The organism is Sphingobacterium deserti (assembly GCF_000757725.1).
GTDB classification, from domain to species: Bacteria; Bacteroidota; Bacteroidia; order Sphingobacteriales; family Sphingobacteriaceae; genus Sphingobacterium; species Sphingobacterium deserti.
Genome location: NZ_JJMU01000021.1, coordinates 79,406 through 98,618, shown reverse-complemented (window position 1 = coordinate 98,618; position 19,213 = coordinate 79,406). Strand labels below are relative to the sequence as shown.

The window sequence follows — 19,213 nt, the reverse complement described above, 5'->3', positions numbered from 1 at the left end:
ATTCCAATGAACAAAAGAAATTTATATACTTATATCTTGTCAGGAAGCTTGCTATTTACAGCATGCTCGCTTGATGAGCTTAACCCGTCTGGAATCACGGTCGACAAGGTTGCTGAGAATAAAGCGGGTTTTGAAAAACTGATCAACAGTTGTTATTTCGATTTGCCGCGCTATTTCTATGGGCGCAACTTATTGCTAGTGACCGAGGGCGGAACCGACCTGTGGACGTCAGATCTCAACTCCAATAACAATCAAAATTACATGAAATATGCATCAGGGGGTGCGATGTCTTTGGATATGGCGAAAGACTACTGGAACGGTGCCTACGATGCGATCAATTACTGCAACTTGGTTATCGACAGGGTAGGGCAGGTGACGGACTTTGCAAGCGACGAAGAGCGTAATGCAAAGGTTGCCGAAGCTCATTTCCTCCGCGCACTTTACTACTTTCATTTGGTCGAGCAATTCGGCGCCTCACCGCTGACATTGCATGAAACGACCGAAGCCAACACGGAATCCGTGCGCGTGGCGCCTTTAGAGATTTACGAAAAGGCCATCCTGCCTGATTTACGTTTTGCGGCTGAAAATCTGCCGACCATCGCCGCTATTGCCGGAAAGCCGTCGAAGAAGTCGGCCTTAGGCTTATTGGCCAGAGCTTGCCTGCAAACGAAAGAATATGGCGCTGACACCTATTTAGAAGAAGCACTTTCTTCAGCAAGAAGACTAATAGAGCAGGGCGCAACTTATCAGACCCAATTGTTCGCTAATTTTGCCGATAATTTTAATGAAGCAAACAATAAACGAAACACAGAGGCTCTGTTCCAGATTACTTACTCGCAGTCGTATGGTTCGACAAATGTCTATGATCATAACAACGACTTCAAACGCTTTTACAGTTATCCTACTGCTTTTGGTGCTATTCAGTTGGCTGGTTTTCAAACCACTATCGGACGCTGGTCTGGCGGCAACTTTATGCCAAGCGCGCACTTGATGTCTGTCTTCCGTAATCCAGATGGTACATTGGATCCGCGCTATAACCTCTCTTTTCAAACAAGCTGGACATCTAATGTCAATTACAATTGGGGGCGGGATGCGTTGGTTCAGTATGACCGTAATTCAACAGCAGTACAAGAAGGCAGCAATCTGGCGAATGGTTCGTTGGCTATTAAGATCGGTCGGCTGGAGGAAGCAGACTATGCGACAGAAAAACCAACCCGACTATCCAGAAATTACCTTTGGGTAGATATGGCAGATCTTTATGATGTTGATAATCGCGTGAAAATGAGATATACGAGAGTCAATCAACAGCCAGGGCAAGTTGACAATCCCTTCATCAGCTTCTATCCTTCACTCACGAAGTTTAATTCAGGATCATTAATTAGTCCGCGGACAAATAGCTTCACAAGTGATGCTTCTGCGACCGTGATGCGCTTGGGCGAAGTATACCTTATTGCCGCCGAAGCGGAGTTTCATTTGCGCGGAGCGAATGCTACTGCCGCAAACTTTATCAATGTGCTGCGCCAGCGGGTAAACGGTCAACAAATCACTGCCGGCGATATTTCGCTACAGTTCCTATTGGATGAGCGGGCCCGCGAGCTGTGTGGGGAATATAGCCGCTGGTATGATTTGAAACGTACCGGAAAATTAACAAAGGCCTATCTCATGGCGACAAATCCGGACGTAGGACAATATTTTGTTGATGCGATACATACCGTTCGCCCTATTCCACAAGGGCAAATAGATGCAATTAGTAATCCCGGAGGCTACCAGAACCCTGGCTATTAATTTCATACAATATTGCTTATTGGCTACGCCTATGTGCGTGCGGCCAATAAGCAATTTTTTAGGGCATATTCCCCAATGTGCTTGTTTTTTCGCTTGTCAAGACGTTTTAGCTTGTTTGCCGCTCCTCTCGAAACGTCAATAAACCAAATTGCCTGATTAACAGCTGATGATAATATCTTATAATAAATAGATAATCGTAAATATTATTAAAGGATTAATATTACGTTAATTTGAATCGGCGATTATAAATGTAAATGCCCTTTAGAGACTTGTGTTTATCATTACTGATGCCTGCGCTGGCATTTTCCTGAAAAGAAGTATCACGCATAATCGGATTTCTGTAGGTAATTCGTTGCATGCAAGAGTCTACATTGTTAACATGCAGCAAAGTCTAAAAGGAAAAAGCCTGAGAAAAAAACGTATAGAATGAGGAATGTTGGTATAGCATATACCCACCAATATAGATCAAGATAAAACAATTAAAATGAAAACAAAGATAAATGTTTGCTTAGCGATAGCGTTGCTATGCATGTTCAAGATGACGTTTGCGCAATCCGATCGGGAGAAATATCTGCAAGTGATTACGGAACGGTCTGATAAAATAATCGCCCAGTTGGCCATTGCTGATTCTGCAACGTATAAAAAAGCACGCGCCGTTGTCGTGCAACAGTATGATAATTTAAATACGCACCATGAGCAGCGGGAAGTAAAAATCAAGGCGCTTAAAGATAAGTACGCCGGGCAGAAGGAAGCGCTAGATAGCAAGCGTAGCAAACTCGAAGCAAAGGAAGATGCGGTGTTGCAGAAGTTGCACAAGCAATACATCGGGAGGCTAAGCAGTTTGCTAAGCCCACAGCAGGTTGAAAAAGTTAAGGATGGCATGACCTATGGTGTATTGCCGCTAACCTACGGCGCCTACCAAGATATGATCCCGAACTTAAATGGGGCACAAAAAGAAAAAATCCTTACCTATTTAACGGAGGCGCGCGAGTTGGCCATGGACCAGCCAGGTTCTCGAGAAAAGCATCAAGTGTTTGGAAAGTATAAAGGCCGGATTAATAACTACCTTTCTTCCGAAGGCTACGACCTCAAAGAGGAAGGTAAAAAGTGGGAAGAACGAAAAGCTCAAAAACAAGCAAAAAAATAATACCGATTCCGAAGGATTTGCTAACCTGTGTTAGTAAATCCTTCTTTTTGCGTAGGCAGGCTAACTAAGCACAAGAGAGAATAATTTATAAGCTGTAAACCTATTTTTATAAGAGAGTAACCATGAATTTTAATTCAATTTTTAAAAAGAGGCTTCTTTGGCAGAGTTTAGGACTTTTTTGTCCTGCACTTGTTATGTTGCCGCAGGGGGAAGTCTTGGCCTCATCCAAACCTATCGAAATCGAATCGGTTTCGGCCCGGTTTGTCAATATAATGGGGAAAATTACGGATGCCGAGGGAAAACCCGTTATCGGTGCTACCGTAGTCATCAAGGGTACCAACACCAGCACACAATCTGATGAAACCGGGGTATTTCGTTTAAACGCGCCTCCGGGCAGTGAGATTTTGGTGGTAAGCTTCGTGGGTTTTGAACCGCAAGAAGTGGCCATCAACGGAAGAACAACAATCGACGTGAAGCTAGAACCTGTAGCGGCCATTGACGAAGTCGTTGTGGTAGGTTATGGTACGCAACGAAAGGCCCACTTAACGGGTGCGGTGGAAACTGTAGACATGGAAGCCATTGAAGACTTACCGGCGACAAACCTAGGTGCGGCATTGGCTGGGCGTTTGGTCGGTGTTGAGGCTAGCGGCGGAACGGCAAGGCCAGGAAGTAAGGCAAGATTGCAAATTCGTAAACCTGTTTTGTACGGAAAAGATTCCGGAACGGGTGAGCCTTTATACGTAATCGATGGGATGATCCAGGTAGACGAAAAAAACAACCCTGAATCAACACAATTCAACAACCTCGATCCGGCTGAGATAGAAAGCATCTCTATCTTAAAAGATGGTGCAACGGCAGTTTACGGTGTGCGCGGGGCAAATGGTGTCGTTCTCGTAACAACAAAACGAGGGAAAGTCGGTACCCCTAAAATATCCTACAATGGGTCTTACGCTGTAAACGACGAGGTGTACAGAACGAAGATGATGAATGCCTATCAATTTGGCCAGTACTTCAATATTATGAATGGCCCAAATGGTGCAGATGTTGATCCCTTATCGATTGATTACAAAAACCGGGTGTTTGGTCAAGACGAATTGGAGCATTTCAAGACAATCAATCACAATTGGTTGGAAGATGCCTGGTCATCATCATTCAATACACGGCATGCGCTAAACCTAAGCGGTGGAGCGGAACGCGCTACATATTTTGCGGGTGTTTCTTATCAAAAGCAAAATGGTAACCTCGGAACATTAGATTATGATAAATGGAATTTTCGTGCAGGCACTGATGTAAAGGTGGCTTCCAATTTGAAGATGTCCTTGCAACTTTCCGGAAATCAAGACCAATTGGATAGAACGTTTAACAAAGTTTCAGGAGAAGGGCCGGAAGATGATTACAAAAATTTGCTATCATCTGCACCTTACGTGCCGGCCTACATCAACGGTTTGCCTGTTAAATTGCCGGGCCGCCCCAATGATTTGTCGGCCTATCATTTCTTTGAAATTCAACGCCTGAATAATTTGGCGCAAACGCAGACAAAGTTTTTCACAGTTAATATCGCCGCCGAATATGAAGTTCCGTTCGTCGAAGGGCTTAAAGCACGCGCTACCTATTCACGCAATATGCGCAGCTCTCGTGGTAGCCAAATCGGTACCCGCTACCAATTATATGAATTCGCTCGATCGGGATCTAATGAGCATATCTATGAAGGGGCAACAAACCCTCGATCACTAACCGTGAGTAATGGCAATCGTTTATACTTTTCAAACGAGAACGGAACCAACACACAGTACAATTTTTTCCTGACCTACGACAAGCAAATCGGTAAGCACAATTTCAGTGGTTTGGTATCCGTAGAGCGCGGTGAAGCAGACGGGCAGCAGGAAGATGTTTGGAAAGCGGATCCTGTGGAAAGTACAAATGGACAGTTTGGTACAGCCTTCGGTGCTGTCGAGGGGCGTACCTTTGCATATGAATCGGGCTCTTTGGGTTATGTGGCGCGCTTTAACTACCGTTATGATGAGCGCTATTTAGCCGAGTTTTTGTTCCGTTCGGATGCGTCTAATAAATTTGCGCCTGAAAATTACTGGGGTAAATTTTTCTCTGCATCCGCAGGTTGGGTAGTGAGCGAGGAGGATTTTTTCAAAGTAAAAGGAATTGATTATTTGAAACTGCGCTACTCGCTTGGTTTTATGGGTAATGACCAGTTTCCAATATGGTTATGGCGCCAACGTTTCACGTATGAAGTGGGCAAAGGGCCGGTATTTGGTGGCAACGGGATGGGTGAGACAGGGATGAAGATGGACCGCTCACCAAATCGGAATGCAACCTGGAGTGATGAGATCAAGAACAACATTGGTATCGATGCCCGTTTTATGAACAACCGGTTTTCAGTCACTTTGGAGGGGTATTATAACAAAGCCTATAATATTCTCCTAGAGCGGCTGGGCAATACGCCGGTCTCCGTCGGCGGATCCATGGCCCCAGAAAATTACGCACGCGTCAATACATATGGTTACGAAATAGCGTTGGGTTGGAATGATCGTATCGGAAAAGACTTTACGTACGGCATTAACACGCGCCTTTCTTGGTCTGATTTAACCATCAAGTACGTTGATTTTAATGCTGTAGATGAATTATACCCTTGGAAGCCGCGCAACGGCGCTTCGGAAGATGTAGGGAAGTGGGGTTACGATTATTTAGGCATGTTTAGAGATCAAGCGGAGATTGATGCATACGTAAGCCAATACGACATAAAATCCCTTTTCGGTACCAACGCCGGCGATCTTAAACCCGGGATGCTTTATTACCGGGATGTAAGAGGACCACTACAGGCTGACGGAACCTTCGCTGGCCCTGATGGGATCATCGATGATAATGATCAGATTCAGCTCAGCCGTAAGGAGAATAGCCTTTATGGGTTTGGCGTAACGTTAAAAGCGGGATATAAAAGCTTCGCATTTGAAACCGTAATTGCAGGTAGTTTTGGCGGTTACGCAGAAATAGGCTCTGCCGAACGCAGCAAATTGAATAATGATATCACTCGCGCATATAACAACTTGCCGGAAATCTGGGGCGACATTTACGACCCGGAGTTGAATCCTACGGGAACAATGCCTAATCCCAATTGGGAAAATACATATGGCGTTAGCTCAGAATTTTGGCAGGTAAGTTCATTTAGGGCGCGTGTTGCCAGTATGAATTTGAATTATTCATTGCCTAAATCAATCGTAGAACGGATGAAAGTGTCCAATGCACGAGTTTATGTAAGCGCATTAAATCCATTTGGACTGTACAATGCCTTCTCTTATAAAGATACCTATGGCACTGCATGGGATGCCTATCCAAATCTGCGCACCATAGCGTTCGGCTTAAACCTTACCCTCTAATTTAATTTTAAACGAAAGGAAAAGACTAATGAAGAAGCATATATATATATCCCTATTTTTATCCCTTACCTTGTTTGCAAACTCATGCTCTACTGATTTTTTAGAGGAGAAGCGTGATCTTGTTGCTGCGAATGAAGACGTTTTTCAAGACCCTGTTTTAGCGCAAGCCTATGTGAATTATGTTTACGGACTATTTCAACCAGCGAATAATGGAACGGGCTTTATGACTACGCAAACGGCTTCCGAAAATGGCTCGTACAATACCGTCTTCGCACAAACTAGCGACGAGTTGCCGGGAGAAACCGATTACAATAAAATTTGGCCAGTAATATCCAATATCAACAACCACGCTAACAAATATTTCGGCCAACGTATGGGCACAAATATCAGCAATAATACTTGGACCCGCCTGCGGCAGATCAATATGTTCCTGACTGAAGTAGACAAATACGGTATGGAGGATGATATAAAAAACCCGCTTAAAGGGCAGCTGTATTTTTGGCGTGCCTGGCAATACTTCGAGCTTATGCGCCTTTACGGGGGTGTACCAATAGTTTTGGAAGCACAAATTCCGACGGTGGAAAGTAACGAAGAAAATTCTATTCCGCGGAGCTCAACAACGGAAACCATCGCACAGATCAACGCAGACTTGGATCAGGCTATTGCCTTGTTGCCAGGTAGGTGGGATGGCCCTAATTGGGGACGCATCACAAGTGGTGCAGCGGCAGCCTTGCGCGGTCGCGTCATGTTGACCTGGGCAAGCCCACTTTTTAATCCAAATGACAATGCCGAAAGATGGCAACAGGCCTATGATGCTAACCTTGCTGCAAAGGAACTATTAGAGCAGAATGGTTTTGGACTTTTTAGAGAAGGAAGTTTAGAAAATGGTGATGCATGGGGAAGAATGTGGTTCAAGGAGCAGGATAATCCAGAAGCAGTTATTGTCTACGGTTTTAATGACTTTGCGGTAGGGGGTAACTCCAATAAAAACAATGGCTGGGAACAGGCGATCCGTCCACGCGAAATAAACGGTGCTGGATCTGTGTCGCCAACTCGACAGATTGTTGAATCCTTCCCGATGAAAGATGGAAAGGCTATTGATGATAATACCTCTGAGTATACCTACGATCCCAATAAGTTTTACAAAAATAGAGACCCTCGTTTCTATAAATCATTTGCGTATAATGGTGCGATTTGGCCTTACGGAGGTGATGACAACTTTAAAATTTGGACCTATGGATGGAAGCGGAATAACAGCCCGAGCACGGCCTATACATCAACCGAGACGAGAGGTGCCAACGCGAGCGGAATCTATATATGTAAAGCTTCCAATTTAAGAGCAAGTAACGTTATTAATAACTTCCAGGCCAGTGGCACGGACTTTATGGAACTCCGCTTTGCAGAAGTAGTTTTAAATCTTGCAGAGAGCGCAATAGGTATTGGTCGATTGAACGAGGGACTACAGGGTATCGTTGCCATCAGAGAACGTGCTGGGCTTGAGAACAATGATGGTTCGTATGGACTTGCTAATGTGGCTGCGAGCCGCGATCAACTATTTAAAGCTGTGCTTAATGAACGTAAAATCGAGTTTGCCTACGAAGGCAAGCGTTTTTACGATCTGAGACGCTGGATGCTGTTTGATGACGCAACAGGGATGAACTCAAGACTGGGCATTCCCGTGCTGAATGGTACCCGTAGAACAGGCTATACTATAAAAGTTAAAACAGCTGGCGGCGAGTATTTCGGTGTGGCTGATCCTTTGCTCGCTAATGGTGGCAATGCACCCGTAGCAAACCGGAACGCGACAACCTATCCAGCAGGAATCACAACGTACGAGCAATACCTGGACTATCTCTATGATAACCATTTTGAGGTAAGCGTGAAAGATGATTTGGATAGAACAAATGCATCTCCGCGTTGGACGTTTCAGTGGTACCCTGAATATTATTACTTCGGTATCCATCAAAATGTCATGGATGCTTCACCCTATTTAGAACAAACAAAAGGTTGGAATAACCTCGGTAGCGCCGGAAATTTCGACCCCCTACTGTAAAACTACGAATCTTTATAAGTAAGGAAACGAGGTTGACAAGTTATGTCGCCTCGTTTTTTTTGTGGCAAGCGTGCACCGTAGAGGTTCCGCAATAGTATCGTTACGTTTTAGGATAATATGATACACGATTACGTGAAAAAAATCTAACAAATCTAGCTTTTTGTGAGCGCTAAATCGTTAACCTAATGATTGTAGGATATAAGCCTACAGATCTCGGGATATTCATATATTTGATTCGTCAAACATCCACTTTAACAGGGTTTTATTACGGCAGTCAATAGCGGAAAATTCAAGAATATTTGAGCTGAAATAAAGGGAGGGGAGTTTTTTCGGTTGCTATCGAATCCTATATGGGTAGCTGATAATATCGTATAATAAATAGATAATCGCTTATACAATTTCCCTGTAAAGAATGCGTTACTTTGAAATAATCAATTATAGATTCATTGGGATTTGTAATGCAGCTTATAAGATTCCCAGTACAATCTGAATAATGTTAAATTAATATCCTATGAAATCTTTACGAAGTGTGGGAAATTTAAATAGATGAGAGATATGCAGGGGACTGACTTTATTTTTCTGCAGGTAGCTGAAAATTTGTCGATAGCAAGACAGGCTACACAGCTTGATCTAGCAATTGACGGATACGATAGGAGAGTATGCGGCGTGAATGGGGAGAACAAATAAAAAAATAAAAAAAGAGTGCTTTAACGGTAGCCTAATGCGATCGATGTTCATGTATGCTTTGTAGCTAACCACAACGTTGTACAGATATCTAGATAAACCGATAATCTTTTCTATTTGGGAAGAGTGGTTTTCTAACCTTGGGTTGACAGGAGGGCACTATATCAAGTTAATTATATAAACCTAGTTATTATGAGATACAAAGATTTACTGTTTAGTATGAGAACAATCGGAGCATAAAAATCTTGCACACAGTTTGCAATAGTTATGTAAAGTATCGTGATCATACGATTTTAACTAACCCAATGACCCTTCAACCTGGCACTTTAGAAGTTTAGCTTTTTGTGCTTACGAAGAATATATCAATTATTTTATTTTTCTTTTTTAGATAGATATCAAAATTTAAATTTAATTAAATAACCTAATTATCATGAGATTTCAAGAGATTAATCCAATGAGGCTATTTTATCAAATGTTGTTTTTGTGCATAGTTGCCGTTGGAATTAGCGGTTGCAAGAAAGAAGCAACAATTGGTGATCGATTCAGTTTGACTAATTTTAATGGTGCTGTGCAAATGTTGCATGCCGATACATCTGTTACGTTTAGCTGGGAGCCTGCTTTAAAGACGTGGGAAGGCGATCGTCCGGCACCGGAAGTATCGTACGAAATTACAGTCGCAAAGGATGCTGAATTTATGGATCCTGATGCGATAAAAGTTATTCAGGATTCTTTGACGTTTACAATAGGAAAAGAAACGCTGACGCCTTACCAAAGTTACTATGCGCGCGTCAGAACTGTTGCGACTCCAAGCATGTCTGGTTCGGCGTGGGTGAATTACGTGAGCAGCACCAGTGCTAGAACGTTTAGCGTGTTGCCAGAGATCAGTTATTTTAAACCTTCTAAAGTGGGTGATGTCATCGATGTTGCTGCTAGGTTACGCTGGATTCCCGCTTCACAGGTTACAACGTTGGTGTTGGTGTCTGAGAGTTCAGGATTTCGTAAAGAGCTCGTATTGACAGATGAGCAGAAAAAAGATGGCTTAGCTACAGTGAACGACCTGCCTGCTGGCGAAAGTTTACGTGCGGAACTCTACCTGGCAGTTGGAGAAAGAGGCCTTCAAAGAAGGGGGCGGCAATCCTTCCGTACTAAACCCGATGTGACCGGTGCGGGCTATACGGATTTACGAGGTTCTGCTGATCCGCTGGTATTGGTATCAACGCTACCAAATGCAGCTCCCGGAGCGAAGCTCGTGCTCAAACGCGGTGTGACGTACACGTTTCCGACAAGTTACAGATTTGATCGTTCAGTTACGATTATGAGTGAGCCCGGGTTTGGTGAACCAGCGCATATTCAGATCGCTTCATCCCTGAACGTACAACCTGTTGGTACGATAGACTCTATTAAGTTTGATGATGTTAGGATAAGCAGCAGCCAATCCGGATATGTATTTAACATATCTGCGGAAGGAAAAGTTGGTAAAATTGAGTTTGAAAACTGTATACTTTCAAATCATAAGGGGGTGGCTCGTATTACCGCTACAACGAACACCGTGTTTTTTGAAGTGTCAAGGTATGTTGTTAACAATTGCATCATTCAAGATCTTAATGACCTAGGAGTGGCATGTGTCGGTAATGCGAATGCAAATGCAGCTTTCAAGGATATTTCCATCACGAACAGCACCGTCATAAATTCACAGCGTTTTATCTATAACCAGCTTAATAAAAGGACCAATCACGGAAACTCCTGCGCGGTCAATAATGTGACATTTTACAACGTGGGAAGTGGGCGGTTTTATGATCTGATGAATGACGGAACCTTTACAGGGGGACTTAGTATAAGTAACAGTATAGTTGGTGCGGGTGCGTCTTATGGGGATGTGAATATACGCGGAAATTCAAGTATGGCTGTCACCGTGACGAACAGCTTTGTCACATCTGATGTCAAAGGACAAATACTAAACATTCTCAGCGCCGCTAACACATCGTCAACTAACATTTTCCAAGATCCTGCAGCGCGGAATTTTACGATCCGAAATCCCACTTTTAACAGTGCGGGGGATCCAAGATGGCGCCCATAAGCGGAGATGCTTTTAGTTATAATATTATTCAAGGGTAAACTAATTTAATGATGCTAAATAACACTATAAATTTACCAACTTCTTTTCGGACATTGGTTAAGGGATTGGCGTTGGCATGCGTGCTTTCCACGCCGATGGCAGGAATTTCCGCTGAAAAAACTGTAAGTGATTATACGTCTAAGGCAGCGCTATTTGTTAACATTACGGGTAGAGTTGTGGATATCAATGGCAAACCTATTGCTGGCGCTACGGTACTTGTAAAAGGCTCGAAGGCTGGCGTTCGAACAGATCAAAACGGTACCTTTCGTATCAATGTGCCTTCGGAAAATCCTTATATCGTGGTCAGCTTTGTGGGCTACAAGGTGCTGGAAGTCAATGTAGCAGGTCAACAAGACATCACCGTAGCACTGGAGGAATCAAGCGCTGCAATCGATGAGGTGGTTGTCACCGGATATGGTACGCAAAAGCGTTCGGAAATTGTTGGATCGGTGGCTACAATAAAAGGTGAGGAGCTAATGGATATTCCAGCTCCAAATATTGCCGGAGCGTTGCGTAATCGTATAGCAGGGCTTGGCGTGTCGGAAGCCTCCGGCCGTCCAGGTGCGCGTATTTCTTTGAATGTCCGTAATTCGACCACGAGTGCTGCTGGTCAGTCCATCGGGTCGACCAGTGAGCCGCTGTATATTATTGACGGGATTACAGTGAGCAGTGATGTTTTTGATAACCTCGATGCCTCCATGGTTGAGAATATTACGGTGTTGAAAGATGCATCTGCCGCGATTTATGGAGCTTCGGGTGCAAAAGGGGTTATCTTAGTGACCACTAAACGCGGTAAAGTTGGCAAACCAAGTATTTCCTATAACGGCTACGCCGGGATTACGGATGCCGCTAGAAAACCCGATATGTTATCGGCCTATGAGCTGGGTGTCATGCTGAACGAAGGATATAGAATGAACAATGCCTCTGCTGATAGATACTTTAGTAATGATGATCTAAAATACCTACAGGGATTGAATGCAGATAGCTGGTATGACCAACTTTGGCAAGCTTCTTTGACGCAACGTCACAACCTGAGTATATCTGGCGGTTCCGAGAGAATTACCTTCTTCGTAGGCGGTGGATATCAGAATGAAAATGGCAACTACGCCGGCACCAAACAGGATAAATACACACTGCGTAGTGGGATGCAGGCAACGATCATTGATGGCTTAAAAGCAGATGTGAACTTCAATATTGATAACCGTATTCGCAAAAGCAACAATGGATTAGGCAATGATACTGACCAAACTTTTTTTGAAACATTGCTTTCCACGCCAGATTGGATTCCTATGGAAATCAACGGTTTACCGGTTAATTTCGCACGTACGGGAACGCGTAATCCTTTGGGTCTCATTAATTCGGGATTCTACGATGAGCGAAATGCACAGAATTATCGCGTGAATGCAAGCTTGTCCTACCAACCAAAGTTTCTGAAAGGCTTCACGGCAAAAATACAGGTGTCTACAGGCGGCGAGACTAACAACAATACACAATATTCCCCACCGTACAATTTGTATACGTTTGTCACCATGGGTAATAACCAACAGTTCTACTCCACACAACTAACGTCGAACCCAGAATACCAGCCTGTCACCCAACAGAGTGCCGATTTGACAACATCCGTATCTCGTTTGAATAGTACCCAAGGTTTTGTTACATTATCCTATGCAAACACGTTCGGCAAACACAGTATTGATGGGGTAGTCGGCGGCGAGCAGACCATGGCTTATGGAGAAGGTCTATCATCCCGCTATATCAATCAGTTGATTGCTGGCTCTGATGAATATTGGGCATTCGACATCAACACACAGCGGACGGTACGAACGATTGCGGAAAGTACGAAGCGATCATTTTTCGGTAGACTTGCATATGATTATGATAAGAAATACCTTCTGCAGATTGTTTCTCGTCTTGATGCATCATCTAATTTCGCTACGGGTCAGCGTTGGGGTTTGTCTCCAAGCGTTGGTTTAGGATGGGTAGTGAGTGAAGAAGGCTTCTTTAAAGATAATGTCTCGTTCATTAACTTCTTAAAGCTGAAGGCAAACGTGGGGATTGCAGGAGACGATCGCGTGGCCGACAGGTTGTGGCAAGATCGCTATGCCATAGATAATGATAACGGCTATCTTTTTGGCGAAAGGTATGGTGTAGGCCTAAATCCTACCGCTTATCCCAACCCTTCCATAACCTGGGAGAAAAAGCGCACCGTCAATGTTGGTGTGGAAGCCACTTTGCTAGACAATAAATTAAATTTTGCTGCGGAGTTTTTCCAGAATAAGGTTTATGATGGTTTTGATCAAGGCGGTGTGACATCCAACCCACTATATTCGGGTATTATTGCACCTCCCGTCAACTACAGGGAAGCATATAACTGGGGCTCTGAGTTCTCCATCGGCTATAACACCCGTGTAGGCAAAGACTTTAGGATCGGTACAAGTATGAACTTTGGATGGGGAAATTCTGTGGTGACACAGATGCTATTTGCACCAGCGAGTTATCTAGTAACTGATCGTTCGGATGGCAACTGGCTTGGGAATCAATTTGGTACAGATCCGCGACGCTACAATAGCAGCAATGTTGGGTATAAGGTATTAGGCATGTTCCGCACACAGGAGCAGGTGGATGCATACCTTCGTGAAAATCCGAATTACCGCATTGGTGGACAGGTCCCGCAACCCGGTTGGTTGATTTATGAAGATGTTAACGGAGATGGTGTTGTTACGACACAGGATCAGACGTATCTATTTGATCGCACAAATCCCTTCTTCTCAACAGGGATTACGCTCAACTTAGGCTACAAAGCGTTAAGCTTGAGTACAAATATCTTCGGTAGATTTGGAGGCAAGGTGTTTATTGATGGAAATTCTAGATCGGCACCGACAACGACACGGAATGTGATGGCGTTTTGGAGAGATCGGTGGACGCCCGATAATCCTATGGAAGGAACATTTCCTCGTGCGGATGATCCCCTTATTGGTGTAAATGCAGATTTTTGGGCGTTGAATGCGACGACGATACGGATCAACAACATGACGTTAAAGTATGCGCTGCCAGCGACTGCCACCAAACGCGTCGGTTTGTCCAATGCAAGCATCTTGCTAACGGGTAATAACCTCTGGACATTGGTGAATCCATTTAGCTATAAGGATCCGTACACGAATAATGCGTATAACTATCCAACGGTGCGCACGATATCAATTGGTTTTAGTGCTGGTTTATAAACGAAATTGTGATGAAAACAAATATAAAGACGATAGTAAGAAAAGGTCTCGGTATCCTGCTGATGTCTGGCATGCTCACGGCCTGTAACGATGATAAATTTTTCTTGTTGGAGGATCGTAACGGTCTAGGCAGCGATGTGGTTTGGAACTCTGAGGGTTCGATAGACTTCCACTTGAACAAAACTTACGAACTCATTATTCCCAAATGGCCACATCAAGTGATCCCAAATCGGTGGGAGATACATTTAGCAAATGACGAAAACTATTTCGCCTCTGTCGCGGGACATGCTGCGCGCGCCATGGGAATCAATGGAGAAGCGCTTCATAACCATGATGTATTTTACGTGGGAAACATCTACACGTTGAATTATGGCAGTAACCGCTATATGGATATCGCACGATGTAACAATGCGATAAAATTCCTCCCTGAAAGTACCATAAGTGAAACCGCAAAGCGTCGGTTTCTGGGGCAATACCATGCTATGCGAGCCATGGTCTATTTAGAATTGGTGAAAATATATGGTGGAACCCCTTTAGTGCTGGAACCTCAGGACCCGCAAAATTTACAGGCGAGAGGAAGAGCGAGCGCGCGCGAGTGTTTTGACGTTATTATTGACGACTTGACAAAGGCGGTAGACTACCTGGAAGGGGTAACCTATGCAGGCGCCGATTTTGGGCGTATTACCCAAGAAGCGGCGGCCTCGCTGAAGGCAAAGGCGCTTTTATACTGGGCTAGCCCGCAGTTCAATCCGCTGAACGATCCGAAGCATCCTTACGACGCATCACGATGGCAAGCCGCCTTAGAAGCAAATAAGGCAGCCTACGACTTGTGTGTGACCAAGGGACATAGCTTAGTTGCCGATTATGCCGAGATTTGGCGAACAAAAGGGGCAGCAAACAAGGAAGCAATTATTTCCAGATCTTATTCCGCGACACTCCCGAAAAGAGGACACAACGAAGAACGAAAGAACCGTCCAGAATCAGAGGGTGGAGCGCCTGATCGGGCTTACCGAGCAACTTGGAAATTGCTCCAGGCGTATCCGATGAAAGACGGTAATCGCATTGATCAAGCTGGCAACTACAGCTACGACGCGGTCATGTTTTGGCAAAATCGTGACCCTCGCTTTACAGCTACATTTGCGCACAATGGCAGTGTTTATCCGCTAAGTAATAAAGGCGTTAATAGAATTCAGTGGACGTATGTGGGGGCCACTGTGGATGGGATCGCGGAAAGCGCCAACTGGGGTATATATACCAAGAAGTTTACGACGCCTACGCTACCTGCCTCCAATGTTCCATTGGCAAACGATGTCGGTGGTAGCGGTATGGATTGGATTGAGATGCGTTTGGCGGAGGTCATGCTTAATTATGCCGACTGTGCCAACGAAACAGGCGATATGGCCACAGCAAAAAATATGGTTCGCACACTAAGACAGCGCGCTGGTATTGAAGTCGGGAACAATGACTACGGTCTTGGAAGCGCCGCAAGTATAGCAGACATGCGCGATCTAATATTGAATGAACGCATGATTGAATTTGCCTTTGAAAATAAGCGCAATTCTGATCTACGCCGTACGCGAAGGTGGCACCTGCTATCGGGCGAATCGTTAGAAACAATTCGCATTGAACTGCAGCCAGGTGTCGATGCAGCAGCGCTAAATGCAGGCAGTAGAAACAACATCAATGTGGAGAACAAAGCGCAATATCAGCAGAATTTTAGAATGTCCATCCAACAACAAACTACAGGCTTTGGTTCTATAAACATTCCGGAATATCACAATTTTTATACCTTCCATAATGATTTTGTTTGGCGAGGAGTTGATATCTACCCGACGATTGGCTGGGCTGGAGGAACTTTTGATCCTTTGGATAATTAATACGGTATTCAAAAAAACTAATCAGGAAATATGACAACGAGAAAAATATTGGCTTTTATGAGCGTCCTTGCCTTGGCTACGTTGGCGTCATGTCGTGTGGAGTCAGATAACATTTTTAACATGTTCGACGACGTCAAGGTAACGTATCACGACGATAGTGATTATTCGGTTACGGACTATAGAAAATACAATGATGGCGATAGTGTGCATATCAGTTTCACCATTACATCGGCGAATCGAGACATGATGAAGATCGTCGTGGAATCGACCACGGGTAATGGCGGATCAAACGAGCGAAATGAAGTTATCTTACAGAGCAATGAACGAAGGTCATACAGCGGTAGACTTCGCCTTAAGATGCGGCGAGATGGCCGGGCTACATTTCGTATTTTTGCATTGGACGAAAAGAATGTGTACATGGGGGATGGTTATAAATCGGTAACCATAGAGGGCGCGCCTAGCTATACCATTTTGGCAGATAGAAAGGTTTACCGCCCCAACGCCGATAAGCCGGAACTGCCAACTTTTTATGCAATTGCACAAGGGAAAGCGTATACTTATGCTGAGGGTTTAGCAAATTCGTCGGATATCGATTTTGGTATCTATGCACGAATAGATCAAACGCAAGCAAATTTGGGTCGTCTAGTGTTTAATTTATATTCCGTATCTGCGGAACCCAATCCATATCCCTCTTTTGACCTGTCGAATTGGACGAAGCGCAGAACGTTATTTAGTGCACCCATCAGAAATGCGGGCGGGCCAAGTGGAATTTTTAATACCACATTGGTTTCATCCAGCAGAATAGAGGAGGAAGCTAAGAAGCAAAACATTAACCAAACGCAAACAAACCTGACGGAATTTACAACTGCCTTAAACGCAGGTACCTTGCTATACTTTTTAACACCAGAAGGAAAATATGGCGCTATACTTATTAATCAGAGCACGGTTGATGCGGCTAATAACGAATACCTGAGCATCAGTACCAAAATCCAAAATTAAGAGCGTTAGTGCCACATCGCGGTGGCAATATGGTAGCGATACAAATCCCCCTCAGTAATCTTGCTGATGGGGATTTCCATATCATTGTAACAATCATGTATAATATTGCTTATTTTATCGACAACAGTCAACCCTTCTATGCTAATATGCTAGAATGATATGATAACCTAAGCTATTTTACACGGTAAAAATCTGCGTTACTTTGATTATGCCATTTATAAATGAGGCCATATCTGTGTGCCTCAACGGATGGGTGAGTAGGAAAGGAAACAATGTCAAATTTTAATTAAAATTCAAAAAATGAGATTTTTAGTAACTCCATTTATGTTAATGGTGTTTGCTTGTTTGGTGACGTTCAAGGCAAGTGCACAATACCCAAAAATTCCAGCTGAAGTCAAAAAGGCTTCAGATGATATGATGAGCGCTGCAAGAAAGCAGTCTGACGCAGCATGGGCGAAGGCATTGCCTGTTATCGAGCAGTACGCCAAACTAGGAAAGCCTTATATCCCTTGGGCGGGCCGCCCTACTGATTTGCCACAAGCAGAAATTCCAGCCTTTCCAGAAGCGGAAGGTGGAGGCAAGTATGCATTTGGTGGTCGAGGTGGCCGTGTTATCGTGGTAACAAGTTTGGAAGATAACGGCCCCGGCTCGTTACGTGAAGCTTGCGAACAAGGTGGGCCACGAATCATTGTATTTAACGTTGCAGGTATTATCCGTTTGAAAACGCCCTTAATGATTCGCGCGCCGTACATCACCATAGCGGGTCAATCCGCGCCCGGCGATGGGGTGTGTGTGGCCGGAGAATCGGTGTGGATTGATACACACGATGTAATTATACGCCACATGCGGTTCCGTCGTGGAGAAACCTTTGTAGGTCGGCGTGACGATGCCATCGGCGGTAATCCAGTCGGAAACATCATGATCGATCACGTTTCTGCCAGCTGGGGGCTTGATGAAAATATGTCCATGTACAGACACATGTATAACGATAGCACCGGTAAACAGGAAGAGAAACGCGGTACAGTAAATATCACGATTCAAAATTCGATCTTCTCGGAAGCATTAGATACCTGGAACCACGCTTTTGGAAGTACCTTAGGCGGTGAAAACTGTACGTTCATGCGTAACCTTTGGGCGAACAACGCAGCTCGTAATCCATCTATTGGTTGGAATGGTATTTTCAATTTTGCGAATAACGTTATCTATAACTGGGTACATCGAGCTATCGATGGTGGCGACTATCAAGCCACATACAATATTTTTAATAACTATTTTAAACCAGGCCCCGCCACGCCGGCCGGGCAGCCCATCAGTTACCGCATTTTAAAACCGGAATCCGGGCGGAGTAAATTGCCTTATGTTGTTTTTGGCCGCGCTTACGTAGCGGGTAATATTGTAGAAGGAAATGATCAAGTAACTTCCGACAATTGGAACGGCGGCGTGCAGGTGGAAAACAAAGAAGGTAAAGGTATGACGTTCGAAGAAGCTACACCATACTTTGCCGCAATGAAAGCAGCTAAGCCTTTTCCGCATGCGGAGTTTAGGATTATGAGCGCAAAAGATTCATATAGTTATGTACTTGAAAATGCAGGAGCAACCTTACCAAAACGTGATCCGGTAGATTTGCGTATTGTGAAGGAAGTGCGCGATGGGAAGCCTACGCCGTTAAAAAATGTAAAGTTGCCTGAGAAAGATTTTGAACACCGTCGTTTAGCAAAGGATTCATACAAAATAGGTATCATCACCGATATTTCACAGGTAGGAGGTTACCCAACTTACAAAGGGAAATCCTACAAAGATTCCGATAACGATGGTATCCCTGACGATGTGGAACTAAAAATGGGCTTGAATCCGAAAGATGCTAGCGACGCGGCGAAAATCACGGAGTCAGGCTACGCTAATATCGAGATTTATCTAAATAACCTCGCTTCAAAATAAATTA

General features: G+C 44.2%; 10 protein-coding genes. All 10 read left to right on the top strand.

Features of this window, described 5'->3' with window-relative positions; translation table 11 throughout:
• Positions 1-6 precede the first annotated feature (6 nt).
• Complete coding sequence (locus DI53_RS05980) at positions 7-1,785, top strand: RagB/SusD family nutrient uptake outer membrane protein (protein WP_037496616.1); 1,779 nt, start codon at positions 7-9, stop codon at positions 1,783-1,785.
• A 484-nt stretch (positions 1,786-2,269) separates the two neighbouring features.
• Positions 2,270-2,932: a DUF3826 domain-containing protein gene (locus DI53_RS05975; RefSeq protein WP_071790465.1), complete on the top strand. Its 663-nt coding sequence runs from the start codon at positions 2,270-2,272 to the stop codon at positions 2,930-2,932.
• A gap of 122 nt (positions 2,933-3,054) precedes the next feature.
• Positions 3,055-6,321: a SusC/RagA family TonB-linked outer membrane protein gene (locus DI53_RS05970; RefSeq protein WP_071790464.1), complete on the top strand. Its 3,267-nt coding sequence runs from the start codon at positions 3,055-3,057 to the stop codon at positions 6,319-6,321.
• A 28-nt stretch (positions 6,322-6,349) separates the two neighbouring features.
• The gene (locus DI53_RS05965) at positions 6,350-8,374 is read left to right on the top strand and encodes a RagB/SusD family nutrient uptake outer membrane protein (RefSeq protein ID WP_037496614.1); all 2,025 of its coding nucleotides are present in this window, start codon (positions 6,350-6,352) and stop codon (positions 8,372-8,374) included.
• 546 nt (positions 8,375-8,920) lie between these two features.
• Positions 8,921-9,061, top strand: coding sequence for a hypothetical protein (locus DI53_RS20260; protein ID WP_157836750.1), 141 nt, complete (start codon positions 8,921-8,923; stop codon positions 9,059-9,061).
• Between the two features lie 427 nt (positions 9,062-9,488).
• A complete protein-coding gene (locus tag DI53_RS05960) occupies positions 9,489-11,135 on the top strand; it encodes a DUF5123 domain-containing protein (protein WP_081939396.1) in 1,647 nt (548 codons plus the stop codon).
• 47 nt (positions 11,136-11,182) lie between these two features.
• Positions 11,183-14,395: a SusC/RagA family TonB-linked outer membrane protein gene (locus DI53_RS05955; RefSeq protein ID WP_117624852.1), complete on the top strand. Its 3,213-nt coding sequence runs from the start codon at positions 11,183-11,185 to the stop codon at positions 14,393-14,395.
• Between the two features lie 11 nt (positions 14,396-14,406).
• On the top strand, positions 14,407-16,272 hold the full coding sequence (locus tag DI53_RS05950) for a RagB/SusD family nutrient uptake outer membrane protein (RefSeq protein ID WP_037496610.1): 1,866 nt from the start codon (positions 14,407-14,409) through the stop codon (positions 16,270-16,272).
• 30 nt (positions 16,273-16,302) lie between these two features.
• A complete protein-coding gene (locus DI53_RS05945) occupies positions 16,303-17,271 on the top strand; it encodes a hypothetical protein (RefSeq protein ID WP_131555179.1) in 969 nt (322 codons plus the stop codon).
• A gap of 300 nt (positions 17,272-17,571) precedes the next feature.
• Positions 17,572-19,209, top strand: a complete 1,638-nt coding sequence (locus tag DI53_RS05940) for a polysaccharide lyase (RefSeq protein ID WP_052072123.1) — start codon at positions 17,572-17,574, stop codon at positions 19,207-19,209.
• The last annotated feature ends 4 nt before the right edge of the window (positions 19,210-19,213 follow it).